Here is a 25255-nt window from a genome sequence, read left to right as displayed (position 1 = left end):
GGAAATACCCCCATATTTAAAACACTAAATAAGTAGAACTAAGCTGCCATATTAAGTTTCTGAATCGGCGTAAAGCCACCATTACCCATATTGGGTCTCTCGTTATTATAGTGATTGAGCCAAGCCTCAGCCTGCTGTCTCACTTGCTCTAAACTATTAAACAACTCCTGATTAAGCCAATCATAACGAACTGTTTTATTAAAGCGCTCTACATAAGCATTTTGCTGAGGATTGCCAGGCTCAATGTATTCGATAACAATACCTTGCTCAGTTGCCCAGTCTTTTAAATCATTGCTGATATATTCAGGGCCATTATCACACCTGATTTGATCAGGTTTGCCACGGCATTCTATTAGCTGATTTAAACTGCGTATGACTCTTTGAGCTGGTAGTGAGAAGTCGACCTCTATGGTTAATGCTTCACGATTAAAGTCATCAATGACGTTAAAGAGTCTAATGGCTCTACCATCGGTTAAAGCATCGTGCATAAAGTCCATGCTCCAGCTTTGATTGATATGAGTTGGTACAGCAAGCTTTTGTGGTTTGTCTCGCTTAATACGGCGTTTAGGCTTTATTCTTAAGTTTAATTCAAGCTCACGGTAGATACGATAAACACGCTTATGGTTGTAAGGTAGTCTGAGTACATTTCTTAAGTATAGAAAGCATAGCTTAAAGCCCCAGTTTTTATGGTCGTTTGTCAGATTAATCAACAGCTTGGCTATTTGCTCATTATCATCCGCTGTCTTTGGCTGATAGTAATAGCAGGTTATGCTGATGTTAAAGATCAGACAGGCCAAGCGTACGCTAATGGCTCTGGCTTTGATGTAATGCTCAGCAAGCTCTTTGCGCCTAGACGGCGCTACCACTTTTTTGACATGGCATCCTGTAAGATGTCTGATTTTAGACGCTCTTCAGCGTACATCTTCTTTAAGCGAGCGTTCTCAGCTTCTAATTCTTTAAGACGGGTAATGAGTGAGGCATCCATACCACCGTATTTGCTCCTCCATTTATAGAAGGTGCTCTGACTTATATTGTGTTCACGTAATATGTCACTGACGGGTACGCCTTGTTCTGCTTGTTTGAGTATGTTAACAATCTGTGTGTCGGTAAATCTTGATTTTTTCATGTCGAAATCTCCTGCTAGTATTTTAGCAGTTAGTTTCTACTTTTAGGTGTTATTATTTTTTGGGAGGATTACCAAACCTTAAAATATTTAAAACCAAAAAAGGATACCCGTAGGTATCCTTTTTAGTCTAGACAAGTTAAATCTAGATAAACTCAAATCTAAATAGGGCTTAAAACCCTAATACAGAGTCAATTACTCTTCAACACCCGCATCTTGACCTTTATATTTAGCGTTTGCATAGTCCCAGTTCACTAATTTGTCTAGGAACGTATCCACATAATCAGGACGACGGTTACGATAATCGATGTAGTAAGCGTGTTCCCAAACATCACACGTCAATACAGCAACTTTATCGTGAGCTAAAGGCGTATCTGCATCAGAAGTTTTCATAACAGATAGTTTGCCACCTTCAGTGTCAGCAACTAACCATGCCCAACCAGAACCAAACTGTGAAGTCGCAGCATTTTTAAATTCTTCACGGAATTTGTCATACGAACCGAAATCTTCTTCAATTTTTGCTTTAAGATCACCAGTAGGTTCGCCGCCACCATTATTAGGTGTCATGCTATTCCAGTAAAACGTGTGATTCCAAACTTGAGCTGCTTGGTTAAACATGCCTTGCTTGTTGTCATCTTTAGCAGTTGCTTTGATAATTTCTGGTAAAGTCTTACCTTCTAGACCAGAACCAGGCAGCATGTTATTAAGCTTAGTGACATAAGCATTATGGTGCTTGTCATGGTGAAATTCTAAAGTTTCTGCACTAATATGAGGCTCAAGTGCATCTTTTGCATAAGGAAGAGGTGGTAGATTGATATGTGACATATTATTTTTATCCTTGGCTAATATAGATCATTCCTTTATAGCATAACTCTTAAAATTATAGAGTTTGAATAAATAATTGATCTAAGTGGCTTATAATTATTTGAAATCCTAAAATCACATGATTATATATAAGTATTTAAATATATAAGTATTTGAACCAGTATTCCAGTATTTTATATGTGTGACCAACTTTAATTTTCCAACACATATTCAAATTTAGACTACGTAAAAAATTAGACTAGATAAAAAGGAATAATCTAGAAAATACCCTTTAATATAAATATGTAATATAAATGTGATTAGTATAGGCGAAAGACTAAACTCAACATTACTATAAAATAATTCGAATTTAATATAAAGCTAGAAACCTAAATATCAATGTTTTATAAAAGTAAATGAATGATAAAGTTCAATTAATAATAAAAACATAATATTGATATAGGTCTGCTTGGACTTGATAACTAGTATAACAAAGCAAAATGTTATACTCAGTTACCGATTGTTATACCTAGTTAGGTATTTGTAGTTCATCAAACATATATACCAAACTAGAAAATCAAAAATACTGCCCTTAAATAAAACTTGTAAAAGATAGCGGCGTAAAATATCGAGATAATATGAAACAAACTAATAAATGTTTTACACACATTGGTCCAAACAATGACACTAATATTGGTACAGACAATGAAAATACTAAATCGAAACAAAAATGGGTATTGGCTAGTAATAACAAAGGCAAACTAAGTGAGTTTAGGCGATTGTTTACGGCAACGAATTTGGGTATTGAGATTGTACCTCAAGGTCAATTGGGCATTGAAGATGCTATTGAAGACGGCTTAAGCTTTGTAGAAAACGCTATTATTAAAGCGCGTAATGCCAGCCGATCGAGTGGATTACCTGCTATTGCTGATGATTCAGGACTGTGTGTGCCTATATTGGATAATGCTCCTGGCATACATTCGGCTAGATACGCGGGAGAGCATGGTAATGATGACAAGAATATCGATAAATTGATTGCCCAGTTAGCACCTATTCGTAATAAACTTGAGCAAACTCAGACTTTGGTTGAACCAGATTCAACAGCTTCTGATACTTTTATCAGCGGATTTTTTGTTTGTGTATTAGCAATGGTTCAGCACGCAGACGATCCTTTACCCCTTATTGCACAAGGTTTATGGCACGGTCAAATACTTGAGACCCCTATCGGTGATAACGGCTTTGGTTACGACCCCATATTTTGGCTACCCGAACGTCATCAAAGCGCAGCCCAACTCGATGCTGCAACAAAAAGCCAGCTTAGTCACCGTGGTCAAGCGTTGCAAGATTTGATATACCAATTAACACAAAAGGTTTAAGGGTGAATGTTATACCTTAATATTGAAATTTCTCTTAGATAGCCTAGATAGAATAACCATCAATTCATAAAGGAAAGACCTCGTGTTTTAACTATATTGAGAGCTTTATATGAGCCGCTATTGGCGTTTATATCAATAATTTATACTTTATTTTTACTTTCCTGGGCTGATACATTATACTATTCTACTTTTATAATTTTATAGCAGTCACTCCAACACACTTGTAATTCAAGACTGTGGATGGTTTCGGCGAGTGTATAAGCCCGTATTGTATATGCGTACTGTATAAGTTTGCAGTGTATTTAATTTGCATACGTATTCATGTGGATTAAATGAAAGCTTTTTATATTATAAATAGCTGAGCAGCATAATTAGGATGCTCATTGTACTGATAACTTATACAGCCCTTAATACCAGATTCTATTTAGTAAATAGCGTTCATAATATTAGCGTTAAACATATTCCACATAACAATCATTTGATTAATATATAGGGTTTAAGACCATGGCAAAAGATTTACAAATTACCACCAATAAACTGAACGATAACCAAACTCAACTGACAGTTAAAGTGCCCGTTGAACAAATTCAAAATAAAGTTGAAGGCCGTATCCGCAATGTGGCCAAAACTGCCAAGATTGATGGTTTTCGTAAAGGTAAAGTACCTGTTTCGCACATCCGTGCTCAATATGGTGCTGGCATCCAACAAGAAGTTATCAACGATGTAATTCGTGATACTGTTTTTGAAGCCATTAAAGCAGAAGATGTTCGTGCGGTAGGCATGCCAAATATCGATGACGTCAAGCTTGAAGATGAATTTTTAGTTTATCAAGCGACGGTTGAAATCTTCCCTGAAATTAAAGTTGAAGGCATTAGCGACATAGAAGTTGAACGCCACAATGCTTCTATTAATGAAGAAGACGTAGATACTATGATTGAAAATCTACGTAAACAGCGTCAAGAGTTTGCTGATAAAGAAGGTGCTGCGGACGAAGGGGATCAAGTCACTTTTGATTTTGAAGGCTCTATTGATGGTGAGAAATTCGAAGGCGGTTCATCTGAAGATTTCAAACTGGTATTAGGCAGTGGCCAAATGATCCCAGGCTTTGAAGATGGTATTAAAGGCATGAGTGCTGGTGATGAAAAAACCATTGATGTGACTTTCCCTGAAGATTATCAAGCTGAAAACTTAGCTGGCAAAGAAGCACAGTTCAAAATAAATGTTAAAAAGGTTGAAGAATCTAAGCTTCCTGAAATCAATGAAGAGTTTCTTGAGCTATTTGGCGTTAAAGAAGGTGGTGTTGAACAGCTAAAAGAAGATGTGCGTAAAAACATGACGCGTGAAATCAAAAATGCGGCACGCAACCAAGTAAAACAAGCGGCCTTTGACGCCTTACTTGAAAAAAATGAATTCGATGTGCCAAGTGCCATGGTCGATCAAGAAGTCGATCGTCAACGTAACATGATGATGCAGCGCTTTGCGCAGCAGTTTGGCGGTAATACGGATAGCATCGATAAAGATATGTTGCCACGCGAATTATTTGAAGAGCAAGCCATTCGTGCTGCTCGTTTAGGTATCTTAGTATCGCGTATCATTGAAGAAAACAACCTAGAAGTGGATCAAGATCGCGTTGAGACTTTCATTAATGAAACGGCTGAAAATTACGAAGATCCTGCCGAGGTTATCGAGTATTACACTAACGATAGACAGCAACGTGCAAATATCGAATCTGTTGTTCTTGAAGATCAAGTTGTGGACTTCTTGATTGATCAAAGTAAAGTAACTGACAAAGAGGTGAGCTATCAAGAACTGATCGCTTCTCAGCAGCAGCAACAGGGCATGATGTAAGCGATAAGCATTGAATTATCTTTAGTCATAAAAATGCCTCGATTTTTTCGAGGCATTTTACTTTAATAGCCATGTAAATTTATTAGCGTTGTTAGTTTGAGGTCAGTGTTGATTGAATACCATTGTTAACTTAATGTGATTATTAATATACGTAGCTATAATTGTATATTATTACGCCGCCTTCGAGTAATATAAAGCGCAGTTAGCATGATTATTGCTTGATTTATTGATGCGTACCCCAAAATACTATTTAAATCTTTAAAATGCTATATATTCTCTAAAATGCTATATATAAAGAACAACTTATAAATCAGTAAAATTGAACAAACGACAGGACTACTTATGACTCAACACAATAATAGAAACGATATCGAACGCATCATGAATAATCCGCATTTTGAGACTTTGAGTGCAGCTCAAGATTTGGTATTACGCGATATGCAAGATGCTACCGTTAGCGTCCCTCAAGCTGCCCTAGTACCGATGGTTGTTGAGCAATCTGCTCGCGGCGAACGCTCTTTTGATATCTACTCACGTCTATTGCGTGAGCGTGTTATCTTTTTGACCGGTCAAGTTGAAGACAATATGGCCAATCTTATCGTGGCGCAAATGTTGTTCTTAGAAGCGGAAAACCCAGAAAAAGACATACACTTGTATATTAACTCACCGGGTGGTTCTGTGAGTGCAGGACTTGCGATGTATGACACCATGAACTTTATCAAACCTGATGTGTCTACTATTTGTATGGGTGGTGCTTATAGCATGGGCTCATTCCTGCTTGCTGCGGGTGAAAAAGGCAAACGATATGCGCTAGCTAACTCGCGTGTGATGATTCACCAGCCATCGGGCGGCGCTCAGGGTCAAGCGACAGATATTGAAATTAATGCACGCGAGATCTTAAAAATACGTGATCGTTTAAACCGTATTTTAGCGGAGCGTACCGGTCAGCCGCTTGAGAAAATTGAAAAAGATGTTGAGCGTGACTACTGGCTAGATGCCCAAGAAGCCAAAGAATATGGCTTAGTTGATGATGTTCTTGAACGTCGTCCAGAAGAAGAAAAGTAAATTCCAATTTAAGCTCAAGCAGTTACGCGTTATTAAACCCTTTAGGGCGTGTCTGTAATTAACTGCTTGGGTTTTACGGTTTTAGTATGGTTTACATGACAACTTATGGTTCGGTTAATTCTATTTGAATTTCTATATTTGATTTATTGAAGTATTTAATTTATCGAAGTATTTAATTTTTTTATTTAACCTTGCATCCAAACCTACTTACCTAAATACGTTTTTCTCAAAGTCCAGTAGTCTTTTAGTATTTTGCTGACTATAGGTCGCTATTAGAATATGTCATATGACACAATATTATTTTATTCTCTTGTACTGTCTATGACGCTCAGCTGGACATATTGAGCACTTTATAAGGAGCGCTAAGCATGGCTAAAGACAACACACCACATTGTTCGTTTTGTGGCAAAAAGAAAGATGAAGTCGCGCAGCTTATTGCCGCTGACGATGCCAATATTTGTAATGAATGTGTGGCGCTATGCACTGATTTAATAGAAGATGGTGATACAGACTACGAAGAATCGGCAGACGATGCTAATGCATGGTTGGCTAAAAAGCTCCCCACGCCAAAACAGATTCGTGAACATCTAGATGGGTATGTGATCGGTCAAGATACGGCAAAAAAGGCGCTGTCAGTTGCTGTTTATAACCATTATAAACGCCTGAAAGTAGCCGCACAGCTCGCAGAAGACTCAAAGCAAGCTCGTATAGGTGCTGATGATGCGATGGTAGAGCTATCTAAAAGTAATATCCTACTTATTGGTCCGACAGGCTCTGGTAAGACGTTGTTAGCTCAAACCCTTGCCCGTATGCTCGATGTGCCTTTTGCGATGGCAGATGCCACCACGCTCACCGAAGCGGGTTATGTTGGTGAAGATGTTGAAAATATAGTACAAAAGCTATTGCAAGCTGCTGATTATGACGTCACTAAGGCTGAGCAAGGTATTATATACGTCGATGAAATCGATAAAATCAGCAAAAAAGGCGAGAACATGTCTATTACTCGCGATGTATCGGGTGAAGGCGTGCAACAAGCCTTACTTAAGCTTATCGAAGGTACAGTGGCTTCTATACCGCCTCACGGTGGTCGTAAGCATCCAAACCAAGAATTGATTCAGGTCGATACCAGCAATATCCTAATCATTGTTGGCGGTGCCTTTTCAGGATTAGATAAAGTCATTCAACAGCGTACCGAAAAGACAGGCATTGGTTTCAATGCTGAGGTGAAAGCGAAAGATGATGGTAAGCAGTTGTCTGAGCTGTTTAAAAAAGTAGAGCCCGAAGATTTAATTAAGTTTGGTTTAATTCCTGAGCTAATCGGCCGCCTACCAGTTATAGCGACGCTTGAAGAACTTGATGAAGAAGCATTAATGCAAATCTTGACTAAGCCCAAGAATGCGATTGTAAAACAGTATCAGTATTTGTTTGACATGGAGAATGCTGAGCTTAAATTTACCGAAAAAGGCTTAGAGGCCATTGCTCAAAAAGCAATGGAGCGTAAAACCGGTGCGCGTGGTCTACGTTCAATTGTTGAAAATGCTTTGTTAGATACCATGTACGAATTGCCTTCGATGGAGAATGCAAAATCTGTAACTGTTGATGAAGATGTTATTAATGAGGGTAAAACACCTAAGATTGCTTAAAACTGCTTTATAAAGTTTTGTAATTTAAAAGCTCTGAGCGTTCATTGTAGTTTAGGCTTAGCTTGGATTTGTTTTAGCTATTAGCAGTCCTAATATTTGATGATCAGTCCTAAAATTTGATGAGTCGAACAGACTCTAATTAAGCGCTTATCTTTTAGATAGGCGTTTTTTTGTTGTTTGGTTTTGCTACAAGCTTTATCCGCTTATTACGAGTAACCTTGTTTTATCAACTATTACTTAAATTGACGACTATTCAGTATCTTATTTATTTGCGCTTAGGGGTTCCCTCCCCTATTCTTACATATGCTATATTAAAATTTTAATATACTATTTTTATTGGTTATTTTTTATAGTTAATCTTTTATATGTTATCAAGGACGGTACATTTATGCCCGCTTTACTTTCTCATTTTCCCGAGTCACTTTCAAAACATCTGTCATTAACACTCCCTTTCATACCGCCCATTATTGATAGTGAACAACTCACAGACTTTTATAAAGACCACGTTGCAGCCATTACTGGAGCTGGATCTGGTATTGGTCGACAACTCGCCATAAACCTTGCTAATGCTGGCTGCCATTTGGCCCTAGCCGACATCAATGAAGACAATTTACAGCAAACGGTAGCGCTGTTAGAAAACGATGACATCAAAGTCACCACGGCCATAGTCAATGTCTCAGATAAAGAGGCTGTTTTTAATTGGGCAGATACGGTCAAAAAAGAACATGGTCAAGTCAATTTCATCTTCAACAATGCTGGTGTTGCTTTATCTTCTACGGCAGAAGGCAGTCGCATTGAAGATATGGAATGGGTAATGGATATCAATTTTTGGGGTGTGGTGTATGGCACTAAAGCATTCTTGCCTTTAATCAAAGAGAGCGTACGTCAGAGTGAAAAAGACGGCAAACCATCTCAAAATGGGCATATTATAAATATCTCAAGTCTATTTGGTCTTATTGCTCAGCCTACTCAATCAGCATATAATGCCAGTAAGTTTGCTGTACGCGGATTCAACGAAAGCTTGCGACATGAGCTTGTCATGGAGAAAAGTGGGGTATCGATTACTTCTATTCATCCTGGAGGTATCAAGACCAGTATAGCTACTAGCGCTCGTATCAGTGACAGTCTGACCACCTTAGGACTTCCTGTTGGCGAAAAGGCACTTAAAAGCTTTAATAAACTGTTAAAATTCGATCCTAATACTGCTGCTCAAATCATTCTAATGGCTGCTGCAAATAATGAGGCGCGTTGTCTGATTGGTGATGATGCCAGGGTTGCTGATTTGATTCAGCGTTTTTTCCCAGCAAATTATAATAATGTGATGCTCACGTTGAACAAACTGTACCGCTCGCGTAAAAAAAAGCGTAACAGAAACAAGTAAGATTAAGATTGATATTTAATTATAAGTTACCTATTTTAGGTAACTTATTTTGTTTTAAGTCATTTATATTTTGATCTTAATACATCCGTTAGTTTGCGTTAATTTACCCCAGACGTGGCGTCTTTATGCATTCCTCTTCACAATCTAACCGCTCAACTAAGTCGCGCACCCCTTTAGCATCCCCTAACTCTGCGCCAAGCTTCATATTAAAGTTAACTGCGATTCTAATCGGTATGTTTGCTTTTCTGCAAGTGTATTCCATTCAATCTATTTTGCCTGTATTGATGGTAGATTTTGCGGCGAGTGAGGTTCAAGCAGGCATGGCGGTTGGCGCCACTGTTATGGCCATTGCCTTGATGTCACCTTTTCTTGGGATGTTGTCAGATGCCATAGGTCGCAAGGTTCTAATCGTGGGATCGCTATTTTTTTTAGCCTTCCCTACCGCGCTCATAGCTATTAGTAATAATATTGAATCATTGACGCTGTGGCGGTTTCTACAAGGGTTATCAGTGCCTGGTATCAGTGTGGTGACGATAGCTTATATTGGAGAGGAGTTTAAAAGCAATGCGGTAGCTGAACTTATGTCCTATTACGTGTCTGGGTGTGTATTAGGCGGCTTTTTGGGACGGTTTATCTTAGGGCATTTGCACGAACTGGTCGGTTGGCGTACCGCTTATTACATCATGGCGGCCTTAACGTTATTAGGTGCTATTTGGGTAGCAAAAACGCTCCCTGTCTCTCAGCATTTTGTGCCACGTCCTAAATTTCGTATGGCACTACATACTTTAAAGAATCATTTGACCAATCGATACGTGATTTCGGCCTCGTTATTGGGGTTTTGTGTGTTATTTTCGCTTGTCGGCTGTTTTACCTTTATCAACCTTCATCTATCCGTTGCCCCTTATTCATTAACGACAGGTCAACTTGCTAATATATTTGCAGTATATTTAATAGGCGTCATAATCACCCCGCTATCGTCCAAACTTATGCAGCGCTTCGGTTCTGCTCGCACCATTATTGTCGCCGTGATGTTATCTATGGGCGGTGTCTTGTTGACGCTATCCACCCAACTATGGCTAATTATAACAGGCTTAACCATCATGTCTTCAGGCGTTTTTATTACGCAGTCTGCAACCATAGGCTACATTGCCACCAACGTGGATGAAGGACGTTCGTTAGCTTCGGGATTATATTATATGAGCTACTATGCGGGCGGTACTGTTGGTGCATGGCTTTGCGGTATAGCGTATGCGTATGGTCAGTGGCCCGTCACTGTCATATGTTTATTCATTATACAGGTGCTGGCGCTGTTGATTGCGATATATGGCATGATACGAACCCCTTTGCAGGCTCATCAATAAGTGTTCTCCTCTTCTTAAATTGATTCGTTCATTCGATGCTCACCCTTCATGTAATAAAAGATTCTTGCAATCATTTTTTATTAAGACACTTACATTCTATTGAAGTAGCACTATTGACCTATAACTATACAATCTGTTAAGTTTACTTATTAAAACGATATAATTTGTCTCATATATATTGTATTATAATATTTGTACTTACTAAAACTTTATTTACTCCTTAAAGCACCTATAAAAAGGGCTGTGAGAAATCATTTAAAGTAACAAATTACAAAAATTAATAGGCATGAAAGTCTTCTATTTATTATGAATACCTGTTTAAATAATACAATTGACGATAACATCGTTATTTCTTTTTAAAAAATTCAAAAACTGTTGGTAAGGATAGCTAACAGCACAGCATTTGCATAGGTTATATCAAACTTGTGTCGACTGTTTTATTCATTACTCACCTCTGCTAAGGACAGCATTATGAATTCACAAATCAACACCTCTTCTCCATCCCCTATCTCAAATAGCGACGTTGCTAACCCAAACAATGATAGCAATGTGTCGTTTGCAAAACTCTACGATAACTCTATTAATAACGCCACTGAGTTTTGGCGCAAACAAGCTGAGCGCATTTATTGGCATAAACAGCCCGATAAAATACTAGACGATAGCAACTTACCTTTTGCCAAATGGTTTGTCGGCGGCGAAACCAATCTTTGTTACAACTGCGTCGATAAACATTTGGATACGCGCGCCGAGCAGGATGCCTTTGTCTGGGTATCCTCCGAAATTAATCAATCCCTACTCGATAACCACCCCGGTGTTGTCGATGCGTTTAAGGCGCTGGACAACCATGTAGAGTTTTACACCGACTATGCAAAACGTCGGTTGACTTACAATCGCTTGTACAAAGAGGTCAATTATTTTGCTGATGTCTTGCAGCGTTTGGGCATTGGCAAGGGTGATAGAGTCGTCATCTATATGCCAATGATTTTAGAGGCGGCTTATGCCATGCTCGCCTGCGCACGTATTGGTGCGGTGCATTCCGTGGTATTTGGTGGTTTTGCAGCTCATAACTTGGCCATTCGCATGGATGATGCCGAAGCGAAAATGGTAATTACTGTAGATGCAGGCTTACGTGGCGGTAAGGTTATTAATTACAAAAATCTTGTTACTCAAGGGGTTGAGCAAGCAACTGTCAAACCTGAACATGTCTTAGTGGTTGACCGCGGTATTATGCCATTTACGCCACAAGATATTGATGTAGATTATGCCACTGAGCGCCGTATTAGTTGCGAAGCTAAAGCAATTGTAGAGCCTGTGTGGCTGGAGTCCAATGCGCCATCGTATTTGCTATATACCTCTGGCACAACGGGTACGCCAAAAGGAGTACAACGAGACACTGGCGGACATGCCGTAGCGCTAACGACCTCAATCGATTTAATTTATGATGGCAAACCGGGGGAAACCTTTTGGGCGATATCGGATATTGGTTGGGCAGTTGGGCACTCGTATACCATTTATGCGCCCCTACTTGCCGGCATGACCAGCATTATGTATGAGGGTCTACCGCACAACCCTAATCCGGGTATTTGGTGGCGTATAGTTGAAGCAAACAAAGTGAATATATTATTCACTGCACCCACTGGCATACGTATGCTTAGAAAGGCGGATGAAACATGGCTAACCCGCTATGATACCAGCAGTGTGAAGTCTTTCTTCTTAGCAGGTGAACCGCTAGATGAGCCGACAGGTCAATGGTTATCCGATCACTTTGGCGTGCCGATTATCGATCACTATTGGCAAACCGAAACAGGCTGGCCCATTTTAAGTCATGCCCCAAAGTTCAACCATAAACCGCATAAATCAGGTACACCCGGCTATCCTATGTTTGGTTTTAATGCCAACGTATTGGATGAGGAAACCGGAGAAGTGTGTGCACCTGGCGAAAAAGGTTTACTAACCATGTCGGCACCCTTACCACCCGGATGTTTGACGACTGTTTGGCACAACGACGAGCGCTTTATTAACAGTTATTTTAATTTGTTTGATGGTAAGCAGTATTCAAGTTCGGATTATGCCAAAACCGATGAAAACGGTTATTTCTATATACTAGGTCGTAATGATGACGTCATCAATGTGGCCGGACATCGCCTCGGCACACAAGAAATTGAAGCGGCTATCAGTGAGCATCCTGAGGTTGCAGAAGTGGGTGTGGTGGGCATTAAAGATGAATTAAAAGGTGAGTTGCCTATTGCCTTTTGTATACTGCGTGACCCCTCCATTGTTGATGATACCGAAAACAGATTCCGTGTTGAACAACAAATTTTTGGTGTGGTAGCAAAATCTTTGGGTTCACTTGCGCGTCCCGTCGCTGTTTATTTTCCCAAATCACTTCCCAAAACCCGTTCTGGCAAGATATTACGCCGTGCCATTCGCGCATTGGCTGAAGGTCAACCAACGGGGGATATGTCGACGCTAGATGACCCTAGTGCCATCAAGGCAGTGCAAGAAGCACTTGAACATTATTAAAGTTTTGAACATAGTACAGTTTTGAACATAGCATATAGATACTTACCTCCATATTAATGGGAATTATTTCTTTCGAATAAGGTCACAGGATGGCTTTCATTTAAGAATTTACAATTTTATAAGCAGACAAGATCTCTAGCAATTACTGTTTATATATTTTGATAAGTGCCATATACTATGTATAGATTAAATTTTTTCTTAAGTACAATAGTTATAAACCTCAGGATAAGGACACCTTATGCAACAAGTAAAACAACTCATTAACGGACAATTTGTCGATTCAAACACCTCAGAATGGATTGATTTGACCAATCCTGCCACTCAGGAAGTTATTGCAAAAGTACCGCAAACCACCGACGATGAAATCAATGAAGCCGTTGCTGCCGCCAAAGAAGCCTTTAAAACGTGGCGCAAAACCCCGATTAGCAAACGAGCACGTATTTTTCTAACCTATCAAGCACTTATCCGTGAAAATATGGATGAACTTGCGGCACTATTGACCAAGGAGCAAGGTAAAACTCTTGCCGATGCGCGTGGTGACGTGTTCCGTGGTTTAGAAGTGGTTGAACATGCAGCGGGCATTACCAACTTGCAAATGGGTGACTTTGTTGAAAATGTAGGTACTGGCGTGGATACTTATAGTATCTGGCAACCGCTGGGCGTGTGTGCGGGTATCACCCCATTTAACTTTCCAGCGATGATTCCTTTATGGATGTTCCCAATGGCAATCGCCACGGGTAACACTTTTGTATTAAAGCCGTCCGAGCAAGACCCAATGGTACCTATGCGTCTAGTTGAGCTTGCTTTAGAAGCTGGCGTACCTGAGGGCGTATTGAACGTCGTACATGGAGGCAAACCAACGGTCGATGCAATTTGTACTCATCCTGATATTAAAGCCGTATCGTTTGTCGGCTCTACCAAAGTAGGTCAACACGTCTACGATACCGCAGCCAGTACTGGCAAACGCGTCCAATGTATGATTGGCGCTAAAAACCATGCGGTTATCCTGCCAGATTGCAACAAAGAACAAACCTTAAACCAATTGGCAGGCGCTACCTTTGGCGCAGCAGGGCAACGCTGTATGGCATTGTCTGTTGTGGTATTGGTGGGCGAAGCAGGTAATTGGGTCGATGAAATAAAAGCTAAAGCCGAAACGCTAGTGGTATCAGCAGGTGAAAATGACAAGGATTTAGGTCCACTCATTACCCCGCAAGCCAAAGCTCGGGTCGAACACCTCATTCAAACTGGGGTTGATGAAGGCGCTGACCTCTTGTTGGATGGTCGAGGTATCCAAGTAGAAGGATATGAAAACGGTAACTTTGTAGGTCCTACCATCTTTGATAATGTCACTACGGATATGCAAATCTATAAGCAGGAAATCTTTGGTCCTGTGATGGTTATCATGCGTGCAGATAGCTTAGATGCGGCAATAAAATTGGTAAATAGCAATCCAATGGGCAATGGTACCGCTATCTTTACCCAGTCGGGCGCAGCAGCGCATAAATTCCAACAAGATATTGATGTGGGACAAGTAGGTATCAACCTACCAATCCCTGTGCCACTACCGATGTTCTCCTTCTCAGGCTCACGCGGTAGTAAACTGGGCGATTTAGGACCTTATGGTAAGCAAGCGGTACAGTTTTATACCCAAACCAAAACCGTGACCGCGCGTTGGTTTGACGATGAAGCCTCCAGCAAAGTGAATACCACGATTTCGATGTAAGATACCCTGATATTCTATGTAAGATACCTTGCTATTCAACTAAGATAGTCAATTTAATCAGATAGTTACGATTTTTGGGTACATTAAATCAATAAAGTTAGATAGATAGCTTTGGGTTTATTTGAATATATAACTCATTTGAAGAGACAGTTTATTTGAAGAGATAATTTACCTGAAGAATAGTGTACTTGACGAGACAGTTTGAGGGATAGCAAGGATGATATGTATACAATAGTTTTCTCAGTATTATTCGTTCTGCTGTACGGCTCTGGATTTGTCGCAGCACAGTATGGTCTTCCCTTTGCCGATCCTGCTTCGTTTTTAGTAGTTCGGTTTACGATTACGGTAGTGGTATTGGGATTAATTTGTTATGTGATCAAACCTCCCATGCCAAGTAACAAAACTGAGATATTGCATACTTTAGTAGCAGGCACGTTCATTGTTGGATTCTTTACTTTGGGTGTGTTTGTTGCCATAGACTATGGTATATCAGCATCAACATCGGCGCTCATCATCTCATTTCAGCCTTTGTTCGCCAGTTTAATTGCCAGAGTTTTATTTGATGCCAAAGTATCAGTGACGCAGTGGGTGGGGTTAATCATTGGCCTAGTAGGTGTGTTTTTAATCGTTCTTTTGGGTCTTGAAACCCCAAGTCTTATTGGGTTGTCGATGGCTTTTTTTGGGCTAGTTGGGGTCGCTTTTGGTAGTGTCTATCAAAAATATTTTTGTGCTAATATGAATTTAATGTTTGGCGGGTTTTTACAATCATTAGCCTCTTTAGGTTTGTGTACGTTAGTGTGGCTATTTTATCCGCAGCACTTTATTGAATGGACACCAGCCTTTGTTTTTTCACTATTATGGATGGCAATTGTGGTCTCCATCGGTGCTATAAGCTTATTGTATGTATTAATTCGTCAGCTATCCATTAGTAAAGTTTCGAGCTTATTTTATTTGGTGCCAATAGCTGCCCTATTTTTATCAATAATCTTTTTAGACGGTCATATATCAATTTTTCAAAGTTTTGGTATTGTATTGATATCTTTATCTATATTTTTAGTCGCTTTATTCGATCAGAAACATTTAAAACGAAGCGATAAATCAATTAAGCCTATTTTATAAGGACAACTATGGATTTCGCACTAACCGAAGACCAACTTGCTTTTCAACAAATGGCACGCCAGTTTGCGCTAAAAGAGCTTAAGCCCAATGCCGCTAAATGGGATTCAGAAAGCCACTTCCCTGTCGATGTTATCAAAAAAACAGGGGAGCTGGGGTTTCTAGGATTATATACCAATCCTGACTGCGGTGGACTCGGATTGCCTCGCTTAGACTCTGCTATTGTGTTTGAAGAATTAGCCTGGGGCGATACTGCGATTGCGTCATATATCAGTATTCACAATATGGTCACCTGGATGATTGGCGAATATGGGCAACAAGAAGTGCTAGATGACATTGTTCCTAAGTTGGTCAGCGGTGAGTTATTAGCCAGTTATTGCTTGACCGAACCTAATGCAGGCTCTGATGCAGGTTCATTAACCACAAAGGCAGTCAAGCAAGAGGATGACTCGTATCTACTTAGTGGCGAGAAAACCTTTATCTCTGGCGCAGGGTCTACTGATATATTACTAGTGATGGCACGTACTGGTGGTGCTGATCATGATAAACAGGGTGCAAAAGGCGTGTCTGCCTTTGTGGTTGATGCACATAGCGACGGTATCAGCTACGGTAAAAATGAAGATAAAATGGGCTGGAAAGCACAACCAACCCGTACCATTCATTTTAAAGATGTGGTCGTACCTGCCAAAAATAGATTGGGTGATGAGGGCGAAGGCTTTAAGTTTGCCATGAAAGGTCTAAATGGTGGGCGTATCAACATTGGTATCTGCGCCGTCGGTACAGCGCAAGCTGCCCTAGAAACTGCGGTGAATTATGTGCAAGAGCGCAAGCAATTTGGCAAAGAGTTGGCTAAACTGCAATCGGTACAATTTAAATTGGCAGATATGCTGACCCAAACCATTGCGGCTCGCCAGATGATATATATGGCAGCAAATAAGGTCGATACCAATGATGTCAATGCAGCAAGTTACTGTGCCATGGCTAAAAGAATGTCTACCGACTTGAGTTTTGAAGTGGCTAATCAAGCATTACAATTACATGGCGGTTATGGTTACCTAAAAGAATATCCGCTTGAGCGTCATGTACGTGATTTGCGTGTGCATCAGATATTAGAGGGTACCAATGAGATTATGCGCGTGATTGTGTCACGTAGTATGATGGAGGACGACAATTTAAGCCGGTTGCGTTAGGGCGTGTGAAACATAATTATGATTCAATATAATAAAAAATATTCGTAAAGAAAAACTAAATCACGGAGATTAAAAATGACAGAATATACCAACCTTAACCTATCTATTGACGGCACTGTGGCAACATTAACCTTAAACAACCCGCCAGCGCACACATGGACACAGCAAAGTCTTAACGCCCTAAAAACACTAGTATCAGACTTAAACCAAAATGATGACGTCTATGCGTTAGTGATTCATGGCGAAGGGGAGAAGTTCTTCTCCGCTGGAGCTGACTTAAATACCTTTGCAGACGGTGACAAAGGCAACGCTATCTCAATGGCAATCGCTTTTGGTGAGGCATTCGAAGCGTTGTCTAACTATCGTGGCGTCAGTATTGCCGCCATCAACGGTTATGCAATGGGCGGCGGTCTGGAATGCGCAATGGCTTGCGATATTCGTATTGCCGAGCGCCATGCAGTGATGGCATTGCCTGAAGCGAGCGTGGGTTTATTGCCCTGTGCCGGTGGTACGCAAAACCTGACTATGCTAGTGGGTGAAGGATGGGCAAAACGCATGATACTGTGCGGTGAGCGTGTCGATGCCGAAAAAGCGTTAGAGATTGGTTTGGTTGAAGAAGTGGTTGAAAAAGGCGATGGGTTAAGCACAGCGCAAACATTAGCGAAAAAAGTTGCTAAGCAATCTCCCGTTGCAGTCACCTATTCTAAGCAATTGATACAAGCGTCACGCCATAATCCACCTGCGCAAAATCTAATTAAAGAGCGTGAAGCTTTTGTTAAACTGTTTGATACTGCCGACCAGAGCGAGGGCGTTAATGCGTTTTTAGAAAAGCGTAAACCGACTTGGCAGAATAAATAACATTTATAAGATTTACGCATAATTTAAAATTAATAGCGATTGGTAATCATTTATTTGCGCTGGCTTTACAGTATAGTCATAGTCATATAAAAGAGTTACAGTGTTAATCTCGTTAAGCCTACACCAGTAGTACTTGCACTCGATTGCCTTGTACCTCATTTATCTGCCTGCGACTATAGTTCCAGAGGCGCAATAAATAATTCCCAGTCGCATATAAAAGTTTTAGTATCACTGTTTGCGTAAGTCCTAATTAAAAATAACCAGTAATTTGACGGAAACTTTATGTCCACTAATGTTGCTAATAATGACAGTGCCCCAGTGTTATTCAATACTCACCAAACCCAAGATGGTCATACAATTGGTGAGATGACGCTTAACTCCCCGAAGTCACTTAATGCGTTAAGTGTATCAATGTGTCATTCAATGAGTCAAAAGCTTATTGAATGGCAAGACGATGACAGTATTGTTGCAATTATTCTACGGGGCGCAGGCGATAAAGCATTTTGTGCAGGTGGAGATATTCGTAAACTGTACGACAGTATGGTCGAGGGTGCGCCGTTGCCAAATCCGTATGCCAATGAGTTTTTTGGTAGCGAGTATGCGCTATATCGTCAAATGCACTTTTATAGCAAGCCTATCGTGTTATGGGGCAACGGCTTTATCATGGGCGGTGGCATGGGGCTTTTGGGGGGTTGTAGTCATCGTATCGTTACTGAGGCCACCAAATTTGCCATGCCAGAGATTACCATTGGCTTATTTCCAGATGCTACAGGCAGTTGGTTTCTGCAACGTATGCCGGCAAAAACGGGGTTGTTTATGGGGCTAACTGGGGCGATGGGTAATGCTAGTGATGCTAAACTTAGCAATATTGCTGAATACGTATTACCGAGTGACGGTTATGACAAACTAGTAGAAACGCTGACTGATGCAGATTGGATTGACGTAAATGTTGATAACCAAATGAACGCCACTCAAACTGCAGTTAATGCCCATGCCATTGTTAGTAAAAGTTTAGCGAACTTATCTAAACAGGAACAAGTTGAGTTAAAACCCAGCAAGCTGGCGCAATACTGGCAAACCATCGAATCTATTATGGTCAGTGGCGGGCTAGAAGATATTGATGCCATCTTACAAGACGATGCGTTATTGAATGAAATTGACAGCGATTTTGCTAACGATAAATGGACGCAAAGAGCACTAGCCACTTATCGTGCCGGTTGCCCAGTCACGGCTGCGCTTACCTATGAGTTATTCCAAAGAGTTCGGGACTTATCATTAGAGCAAGTGCTATATATAGAGGTCATCGTTGCCGTACATTGTGCCAACAATCCAGACTTTCGCGAGGGTGTACGTGCGTTACTTATCGACAAAGACAAAAACCCAAATTGGTCACGCACCCTTGAGCAGTGCTTAAACAGTGAAGGCATTGAGTACATCAATAGCCACTTTAAAAACCCTTATCCCAAAGGAGAACATATCTTTGGCGATTGGCTAGGTACGGATTCGCTAGCTGCCCAAAAAATTAAATAGTATTTAAATCAAAGTATGTAATAGCGCTATATAATATTTATAGCGTCTTTATTTAAACCATGTACTAAACATCCCGCGTCAAACTTCAAGGAGTGGTGATATGCCAAATAGAAAGGATATAAATAACACTAAAGTCGCCTTTATCGGGCTCGGCAATATGGGCGGACCTATGGCGTTAAATCTCGTTAAGGCAGGATATGACGTTACCGTTTTTGATTTGTCAGAAGATGCGGTCAAGACCCTAACCGATGCAGGCTCATCATCGTCTTCTTCGCCCAAAGATGCTGCAAACCATGCAGATATTGTTATTTCCATGCTACCTGCTGGTAGACACGTTAAAAGTGTCTATTTAGGCGATGCCAATGCATCAGAGCTAACCCCAGAGGGCTTGTTGTCAGAGCTTCCTAAGGGCACGCTTGTCATTGACAGCTCTACGATTGCCGCTGCTGATGCGCGTGAAGTGGCCAGTATTGCGAGTGCTAAGGGTATAGATTTTGTGGATGCCCCTGTATCTGGAGGTACAGCAGGCGCGCAAGCAGGTACTTTAACCTTTATCGTTGGGGGTGAAAAGGCTGCCTTTGATCGTGCCAAAAGTATCTTAGAGGTTATGGGTAAAAATATATTCCATGCTGGCGATCACGGTGCAGGTCAGGTGGCTAAAATCTGTAATAACATGCTACTTGGCATACTCATGACGGGCACGGCTGAAGCCATCAATTTAGGCGTAAAAAATGGGTTGGATGCCAGTGTATTATCTGAAATCATGATGCAAAGCTCAGGCCGTAATTGGACATTGGAAGTATACAACCCCTACCCGAATGTTTTAGAGAACGTACCATCTAGTCATGGCTATGCAGGTGGGTTTATGAGCCAACATATGCATAAAGATCTTCATTTAGCGCTTGAAACTGCTAAAGATATAGACGCTAAAGTACCGATGGGAACTCAAGCGACCACGCTTTATGATGAGCATGTTGAAGATAACAGTACTAAGGATTTTTCAAGCATCATGGGTTATTACGACAAGTCAGTATTATAGAGTGTATGATTGTTGCGTATTTGAGACTTATTAAGTCGTATTCTTAAATTGGATCCTTAAACTTGATTCCTGTTTTTGATCCTTAAGTACGAAACTTATGTGTACGATTCTTAAATATCTGACTCAATAACCATCATGCCACGCTAAGCCTACTCACATACTAACCGAAATGGCCTCAAGTTTAGACTTGAGGCCATTTTGGTATAATAACACGCGTAAAATTGTGCCTAACTTTGTAACTGATAGACTAATTCGCCCACATCTATGGCAGCTTCTTGCAAACGTGGCACATATTCTAACAATCCGTTCAGCGTTATTCTTACTGTAGGGGCATGAATATATAGTGACGCCAAGTAACGGTTTTGTTTATCCATTATCGGTACGGAAACAGAGACCATGTCAGGGATAAATTCTTCATTATCAATGCCGATGCCTGTTTCCGCAATTCTATTAAGCTCTTGATCTACCTTTTTTAGATTGGTAATTGTGTTTGGTGTATAGGCTTTAAAGTTAAAATTCTCTAACATCTTCTGGCGGCGCTCAGAGGGCATTTGGCTTAAGTACAACTTTCCAGAAGCAGTGCACCACGCCGGTGTTTTAGAACCTATGGGCATAAAAATTTGTAGCGGCGAATCTGTATTCACCCGATTGGTATATACCATACTTAAATTTTGCGGTACGGCAATGCCGCAGGTTTCTTTTAATTCATCAACAAGTCGTCTTAGCACCACCTGACGCTCACTATAAAATTGGCGCTGTTGCCAAAGCTCCACACTCAGATTTCGAACCCGCTTGCCCGGTATCACCCCGCCGGCTATGTCTACCATAACAAATCCTTCATCTACCAACTGCTGAATAAGGCGATGAATAGTGGGCTTAGGAATGTCTAATTCTTTAGAAAGCTCTAACGGCGTTATTGGCTTGGCAGCATATGATACCGCTTCAACTATTTGTAAGACTCGAGTAATGGACGATACCTTTGGCATAATACGTCAAACCTTGGTTAAAGAAGCGCAAACTGTTACATATACTAGCAACGAGATATGAGCAAAATTACTGCAAAAAAATAATGTTAAAAAATTGACTTAAGAATCACTATCGGCGCTGTTCAACAATCAAAGAATCAATACCATTGTTTTGTAGCTTTTGCTGAGCGGCAACTACGGATTGTCTATTATTCATTTTTGTAGAAACAACTTGATACAGTACTTGACCACTAGACAATTCATTTTTGACTACCTGTGCGTCTACACCAGCCATCAACACTTGAGCGCGTCGTTTGTCTGCTTCTTGAGCATTACTAAAGCTATTAATTTGCAATATATAGCTCTGCTTAGGCTGTGCCTGCTCTATATTTGCTCGTTGCGGCTGTGCAGCATTTGTACTGTTAGTTGATGACGGGTTCGATGTGGGAGCCGATTCGCGATTGCCCTGCGTGGCCGCGCTTTGATTACCCCTACTTTCTATCGGCTCGTCATAAGTCCCTTGCTCTTCAACAATGACCATTTCTTGATCGCTTTCAACACGGTCCGTATTTGGGTTAGTCCCCGTGTTTTCTTCCACGCCATAATTTTCAGCAGTGGTGTTAGAGTCACGCTCTTGGACGGTCGGACTTGTAATAACCACATCAGGCTCAAGCTGACTAGGATCACGTATTGTGTCTTCTTCTCGTACTATAGATTCATCAGGAATTCTGGTGATCTGTTGCTCAGGCAATATGTCATAAAATTCATAATCGCCTTCTTGGTCTTTATTTTGATTGATTGGCTCTACCTGACGCTCTTCCACTTTGGTTTCAGATCCTATATTAAAAGGGTTCCATAAATACAAAAACAGACCAAACATTAGGGTTAATATTGCGCCAACAAACATCCATAGCAAACTTGCAGCACCACCGCCTCGCTTACGTTCTACTGCCCCTTTCGGTTTTTTAGCTAACATTCACTCTCTCCATTTATGGCTTATTCAATTAAAGGCTTTCGCTATTTACTGCCACTGCTATTTTTATATGCTTTTTTAAGAACATTTTATAAAAGCGACTTACATACTAGAGGGTGCAGACAACCCTAATAAACTTAGACCGTTTGCCAGTACTTGACGCACCGCTTTTGACAGTCTTAAGCGAGCTTGCATTAAGTTTAGCTCATCCTCGGTAGGTGTTTCACCGGCAATAATACTGACTGGTAAAATACGATTGTCGTTATACCACCCATGAAATAATGATGCCAAATCTTTGAGATAATTGGTCAATACGTGGGGGTCATAACCGATTGCTGCACGTTTTAAAGTCGCAGGATACGCTGCCAAAAGCTTAATGAGCTCACTTTCAGCATCGCTAGATAACAAAGCTTGATGACTTGCACCACTCACATCATCAACATCAAAACCTTTTTCAGACAATTTTTCTAGTACGCTACAAACCCGAGCATGTGCATATTGAATGTAATAAACGGCATTGTCTTTACTTTGAGATTTTGCCAATTCTAAATCAAAGTCGATATGTACCTCAGGCTTACGCGCCACGTAATAAAAACGAGCGGCGTCATTACCGACCTCATCACGAAGCTCACGCAATGTTACAAACTTTCCTGAGCGTGAGGACATTTGGATTTTTTCATCCCCGCGCCACAATGCCACAAACTGAACCAAGATAATGTCTAAACGTTTTTCATCAATACCTAAGGCCGTCAATGCAGCACGAACACGGGCGATATAACCATGATGATCAGCGCCCCAAACGTTTACCACGGTATCAAAGCCACGCTCGAATTTATTTTTGTGATAAGCAATATCCGAGGCAAAATAAGTGGTTAATCCATTGGCACGGCGCACCACTCGGTCTTTCTCATCGCCAAATTCTGTTGATTTAAACCAAGTATTGCCATCTTTTTCGTACAAATAGCCTTTGTCATCTAGCTCTGCAAGTACTGGTTCAATCTCATCAGCGATAGACTTTTCACTAAACCAGCGCTCGAAGCGCACCCCAAAGTCATTAAGATCATCTTTAATATCACCTAAAATCTCACTTAATGCAGCATTTAAGAAAATCTCATAATCCTCCCCAAGCGCTGCTTTACTATTAGCAATGATAGCGTCTATATGCGCATTCTTATCGCCAGAAACAACTTCTTTTTCACCTGAATCATTAAGCTTTGAGACTTCATCTTCAGGCGCATTTAAACTGATGGTGTCAGCATAAGAGTGCACGTATGCATCAGTTTGTTGCGTTTTTAACGTTTGCGCAATTTCAGTAACGTAGTCCCCTTGATAACCACCAACTGGGAAATGCACCTGTTCGCCATTTAATTCTAAATAACGCAGATAAGTACTGACCGCAAGGATATCCATCTGACGGCCTGCATCATTCACATAATACTCGCGCGTTACGTTATAACCCACTGCTTCAAGTAAATTAGCCACACTCATGCCAAAGGCAGCACCACGTCCATGCCCGACATGCAGACTTGAAGTTGGGTTAGCGGAGACAAACTCTATTTGGATTTTTTTATCGGCGAATTCATCTGTTAAACCATAACGCTCATTTTTGGCAAAAATAGCGTCTAATACCGCAAATTTGGCATCGGCGTTTAAAAAGATATTAATAAATCCAGGGCCTGCTACTTCTAGCTTTGCAATACTGTCATTTTTTGGTAAAGCTGTCGTCAACTGCTCAGCAAGCGTGCGAGGATTTGTTTTGGCCGCTTTAGCCGCAGTTAAAGCGATATTACTGGCATAATCACCATGCTCAGGGCTTTTACTGCGTGTAATCTGACTGTTATTTTGCCAATTGTTTGGCAATATTCCCTGCTCAATTAGAACATTGGCTGCATTATCTAATAAGGAAAATATTTCATCAATTTGAGCTTGCGACATAATTTTATGAACTCTAAAGTTTAATAGACTGAGGTTTAACGCTAAATACTAATGGGGATTACTTCATAACAATACATAGTAGTCATAACTAGTGCCTAATACGGCACGGCATTTATGATACTGCTCACATTATTTAATATGTATTTTTTAAGATAGGTCTTTTTACTAAAATTCACCTAAACTTAAATAGTTTTATTTTGAACATATTTGAGCAACCCTTTAATATATCAAGGATTGGCTAATTTTTCCATAAAATTCGTTGTTTGTTGATTTGTTATACTTTTTTCCACTTCATAGCATTATATGGCGACTGTGCTCTATAATAGATAGCACTTAATAGAGACAACTCAAAATAAGCACTAACAAAAATTCGATGTACCTATACTTACTTATCTAATGCACCTATGCTTAGCTGTCTTATAACTATGTTAGGCTTATTTTTAGGTGCCTTTGCCCACATTGCCTATTAAGGCTCATCACTTATTATAAATATTCATAATGGAATGTACTTATGATTGCCACTGTCTTCGCTATTTCTGCTGAAACTGTCACCAATTGGGGCTTGTATGTTTTACTGCCCATATTTATTGCTTTTCTGTTTTTCATTATGTGGGATATCTCAAAGAAGTCTGATGCAGGACGGGCGGGAACGTTTTGGATTTTCTTAGCGCTTGGTGCAGGCTTTGTAGGATTCTTACTAAAAATAGTACTAGAGATTGTCTTTGAAAAATGGGTCTTGTAACAGACTTATTTATTCATGACGTAGTATATATAACATCTGCTTTCCCTTATTTTTGTGTTT

Annotated in this window: 19 protein-coding genes; 14 read left to right on the top strand and 5 right to left on the bottom strand. The window is 40.4% G+C overall.

Annotated features, from left to right (window positions below; genetic code table 11):
• Positions 1-38: 38 nt before the first annotated feature.
• Positions 39-1126 (bottom strand): IS3 family transposase gene (locus tag AC2SLP_RS07510; protein WP_486535860.1). Its coding sequence is split into 2 segments (ribosomal slippage): positions 39-874 and positions 874-1126, totalling 1089 coding nucleotides; the frame shifts between segments, so codons are not numbered across the junction.
• Between the two features lie 192 nt (positions 1127-1318).
• Positions 1319-1948, bottom strand: a complete 630-nt coding sequence (locus tag AC2SLP_RS07505; RefSeq protein WP_486536051.1) for a superoxide dismutase — start codon at positions 1946-1948, stop codon at positions 1319-1321.
• A 617-nt stretch (positions 1949-2565) separates the two neighbouring features.
• Here AC2SLP_RS07505 and AC2SLP_RS07500 point away from each other — a divergent pair.
• From AC2SLP_RS07500 to mmsB, 13 genes are all read left to right on the top strand, one after another.
• A complete protein-coding gene (locus tag AC2SLP_RS07500) occupies positions 2566-3303 on the top strand; it encodes a non-canonical purine NTP pyrophosphatase (protein ID WP_486536050.1) in 738 nt (245 codons plus the stop codon).
• 504 nt (positions 3304-3807) lie between these two features.
• Positions 3808-5151 (top strand): trigger factor, encoded by a 1344-nt coding sequence (tig, locus tag AC2SLP_RS07495; RefSeq protein ID WP_486536049.1) that lies wholly within the window; start codon positions 3808-3810, stop codon positions 5149-5151.
• 438 nt (positions 5152-5589) lie between these two features.
• A complete protein-coding gene (clpP, locus tag AC2SLP_RS07490) occupies positions 5590-6216 on the top strand; it encodes an ATP-dependent Clp endopeptidase proteolytic subunit ClpP (protein WP_486536055.1) in 627 nt (208 codons plus the stop codon).
• Positions 6217-6584: 368 nt separating this feature from the next.
• The gene (gene clpX / locus AC2SLP_RS07485) at positions 6585-7859 is read left to right on the top strand and encodes an ATP-dependent protease ATP-binding subunit ClpX (protein WP_486536048.1); all 1275 of its coding nucleotides are present in this window, start codon (positions 6585-6587) and stop codon (positions 7857-7859) included.
• Positions 7860-8247: 388 nt separating this feature from the next.
• Positions 8248-9240 (top strand): SDR family NAD(P)-dependent oxidoreductase, encoded by a 993-nt coding sequence (locus AC2SLP_RS07480; protein ID WP_486536047.1) that lies wholly within the window; start codon positions 8248-8250, stop codon positions 9238-9240.
• A gap of 233 nt (positions 9241-9473) precedes the next feature.
• Positions 9474-10601, top strand: coding sequence for an MFS transporter (locus AC2SLP_RS07475; protein WP_486536054.1), 1128 nt, complete (start codon positions 9474-9476; stop codon positions 10599-10601).
• A 471-nt stretch (positions 10602-11072) separates the two neighbouring features.
• A complete protein-coding gene (locus AC2SLP_RS07470; RefSeq protein WP_486536046.1) occupies positions 11073-13124 on the top strand; it encodes a propionate--CoA ligase in 2052 nt (683 codons plus the stop codon).
• Positions 13125-13362: 238 nt separating this feature from the next.
• Positions 13363-14847, top strand: coding sequence for a CoA-acylating methylmalonate-semialdehyde dehydrogenase (locus AC2SLP_RS07465; RefSeq protein ID WP_486536045.1), 1485 nt, complete (start codon positions 13363-13365; stop codon positions 14845-14847).
• A gap of 222 nt (positions 14848-15069) precedes the next feature.
• Positions 15070-15966, top strand: a complete 897-nt coding sequence (locus AC2SLP_RS07460; RefSeq protein WP_486536044.1) for a DMT family transporter — start codon at positions 15070-15072, stop codon at positions 15964-15966.
• A gap of 8 nt (positions 15967-15974) precedes the next feature.
• The gene (locus AC2SLP_RS07455; RefSeq protein WP_486536043.1) at positions 15975-17153 is read left to right on the top strand and encodes an acyl-CoA dehydrogenase family protein; all 1179 of its coding nucleotides are present in this window, start codon (positions 15975-15977) and stop codon (positions 17151-17153) included.
• A 75-nt stretch (positions 17154-17228) separates the two neighbouring features.
• A complete protein-coding gene (locus AC2SLP_RS07450; protein WP_486536042.1) occupies positions 17229-18011 on the top strand; it encodes an enoyl-CoA hydratase in 783 nt (260 codons plus the stop codon).
• 282 nt (positions 18012-18293) lie between these two features.
• Positions 18294-19541: an enoyl-CoA hydratase/isomerase family protein gene (locus tag AC2SLP_RS07445; protein WP_486536041.1), complete on the top strand. Its 1248-nt coding sequence runs from the start codon at positions 18294-18296 to the stop codon at positions 19539-19541.
• Positions 19542-19641: 100 nt separating this feature from the next.
• The gene (gene mmsB, locus AC2SLP_RS07440; protein ID WP_486536040.1) at positions 19642-20580 is read left to right on the top strand and encodes a 3-hydroxyisobutyrate dehydrogenase; all 939 of its coding nucleotides are present in this window, start codon (positions 19642-19644) and stop codon (positions 20578-20580) included.
• 227 nt (positions 20581-20807) lie between these two features.
• On the opposite strand, the gene AC2SLP_RS07435 is transcribed toward mmsB, so the two are convergent.
• From AC2SLP_RS07435 to argS, 3 genes are all read right to left on the bottom strand, one after another.
• Positions 20808-21566 (bottom strand): IclR family transcriptional regulator, encoded by a 759-nt coding sequence (locus AC2SLP_RS07435; protein ID WP_486536039.1) that lies wholly within the window; start codon positions 21564-21566, stop codon positions 20808-20810.
• A gap of 109 nt (positions 21567-21675) precedes the next feature.
• Positions 21676-22521, bottom strand: a complete 846-nt coding sequence (locus AC2SLP_RS07430) for an SPOR domain-containing protein (RefSeq protein WP_486536038.1) — start codon at positions 22519-22521, stop codon at positions 21676-21678.
• Between the two features lie 99 nt (positions 22522-22620).
• The gene (argS, locus tag AC2SLP_RS07425) at positions 22621-24453 is read right to left on the bottom strand and encodes an arginine--tRNA ligase (protein ID WP_486536037.1); all 1833 of its coding nucleotides are present in this window, start codon (positions 24451-24453) and stop codon (positions 22621-22623) included.
• A 511-nt stretch (positions 24454-24964) separates the two neighbouring features.
• On the opposite strand from argS, the gene AC2SLP_RS07420 reads away from it, so the two are divergent.
• A complete protein-coding gene (locus AC2SLP_RS07420; protein ID WP_486536036.1) occupies positions 24965-25195 on the top strand; it encodes a DUF2788 domain-containing protein in 231 nt (76 codons plus the stop codon).
• The last annotated feature ends 60 nt before the right edge of the window (positions 25196-25255 follow it).

This window comes from Psychrobacter sp. CX21 (assembly GCF_057396255.1).
This window is presented reverse-complemented; position numbering and strand designations above follow the sequence as displayed.

Coding starts and splice junctions, on each gene's coding strand:
- AC2SLP_RS07505 (WP_486536051.1), bottom strand. CDS start 1,948: ATGTCACATATCAATCTACCACCTCTTCCTTATGCAAAAGATGCACTT.
- AC2SLP_RS07500 (WP_486536050.1), top strand. CDS start 2,566: ATGAAACAAACTAATAAATGTTTTACACACATTGGTCCAAACAATGAC.
- tig (WP_486536049.1), top strand. CDS start 3,808: ATGGCAAAAGATTTACAAATTACCACCAATAAACTGAACGATAACCAA.
- clpP (WP_486536055.1), top strand. CDS start 5,590: ATGCAAGATGCTACCGTTAGCGTCCCTCAAGCTGCCCTAGTACCGATG.
- clpX (WP_486536048.1), top strand. CDS start 6,585: ATGGCTAAAGACAACACACCACATTGTTCGTTTTGTGGCAAAAAGAAA.
- AC2SLP_RS07480 (WP_486536047.1), top strand. CDS start 8,248: ATGCCCGCTTTACTTTCTCATTTTCCCGAGTCACTTTCAAAACATCTG.
- AC2SLP_RS07475 (WP_486536054.1), top strand. CDS start 9,474: ATGTTTGCTTTTCTGCAAGTGTATTCCATTCAATCTATTTTGCCTGTA.
- AC2SLP_RS07470 (WP_486536046.1), top strand. CDS start 11,073: ATGAATTCACAAATCAACACCTCTTCTCCATCCCCTATCTCAAATAGC.
- AC2SLP_RS07465 (WP_486536045.1), top strand. CDS start 13,363: ATGCAACAAGTAAAACAACTCATTAACGGACAATTTGTCGATTCAAAC.
- AC2SLP_RS07460 (WP_486536044.1), top strand. CDS start 15,070: ATGTATACAATAGTTTTCTCAGTATTATTCGTTCTGCTGTACGGCTCT.
- AC2SLP_RS07455 (WP_486536043.1), top strand. CDS start 15,975: ATGGATTTCGCACTAACCGAAGACCAACTTGCTTTTCAACAAATGGCA.
- AC2SLP_RS07450 (WP_486536042.1), top strand. CDS start 17,229: ATGACAGAATATACCAACCTTAACCTATCTATTGACGGCACTGTGGCA.
- AC2SLP_RS07445 (WP_486536041.1), top strand. CDS start 18,294: ATGTCCACTAATGTTGCTAATAATGACAGTGCCCCAGTGTTATTCAAT.
- mmsB (WP_486536040.1), top strand. CDS start 19,642: ATGCCAAATAGAAAGGATATAAATAACACTAAAGTCGCCTTTATCGGG.
- AC2SLP_RS07435 (WP_486536039.1), bottom strand. CDS start 21,566: ATGCCAAAGGTATCGTCCATTACTCGAGTCTTACAAATAGTTGAAGCG.
- AC2SLP_RS07430 (WP_486536038.1), bottom strand. CDS start 22,521: ATGTTAGCTAAAAAACCGAAAGGGGCAGTAGAACGTAAGCGAGGCGGT.
- argS (WP_486536037.1), bottom strand. CDS start 24,453: ATGTCGCAAGCTCAAATTGATGAAATATTTTCCTTATTAGATAATGCA.
- AC2SLP_RS07420 (WP_486536036.1), top strand. CDS start 24,965: ATGATTGCCACTGTCTTCGCTATTTCTGCTGAAACTGTCACCAATTGG.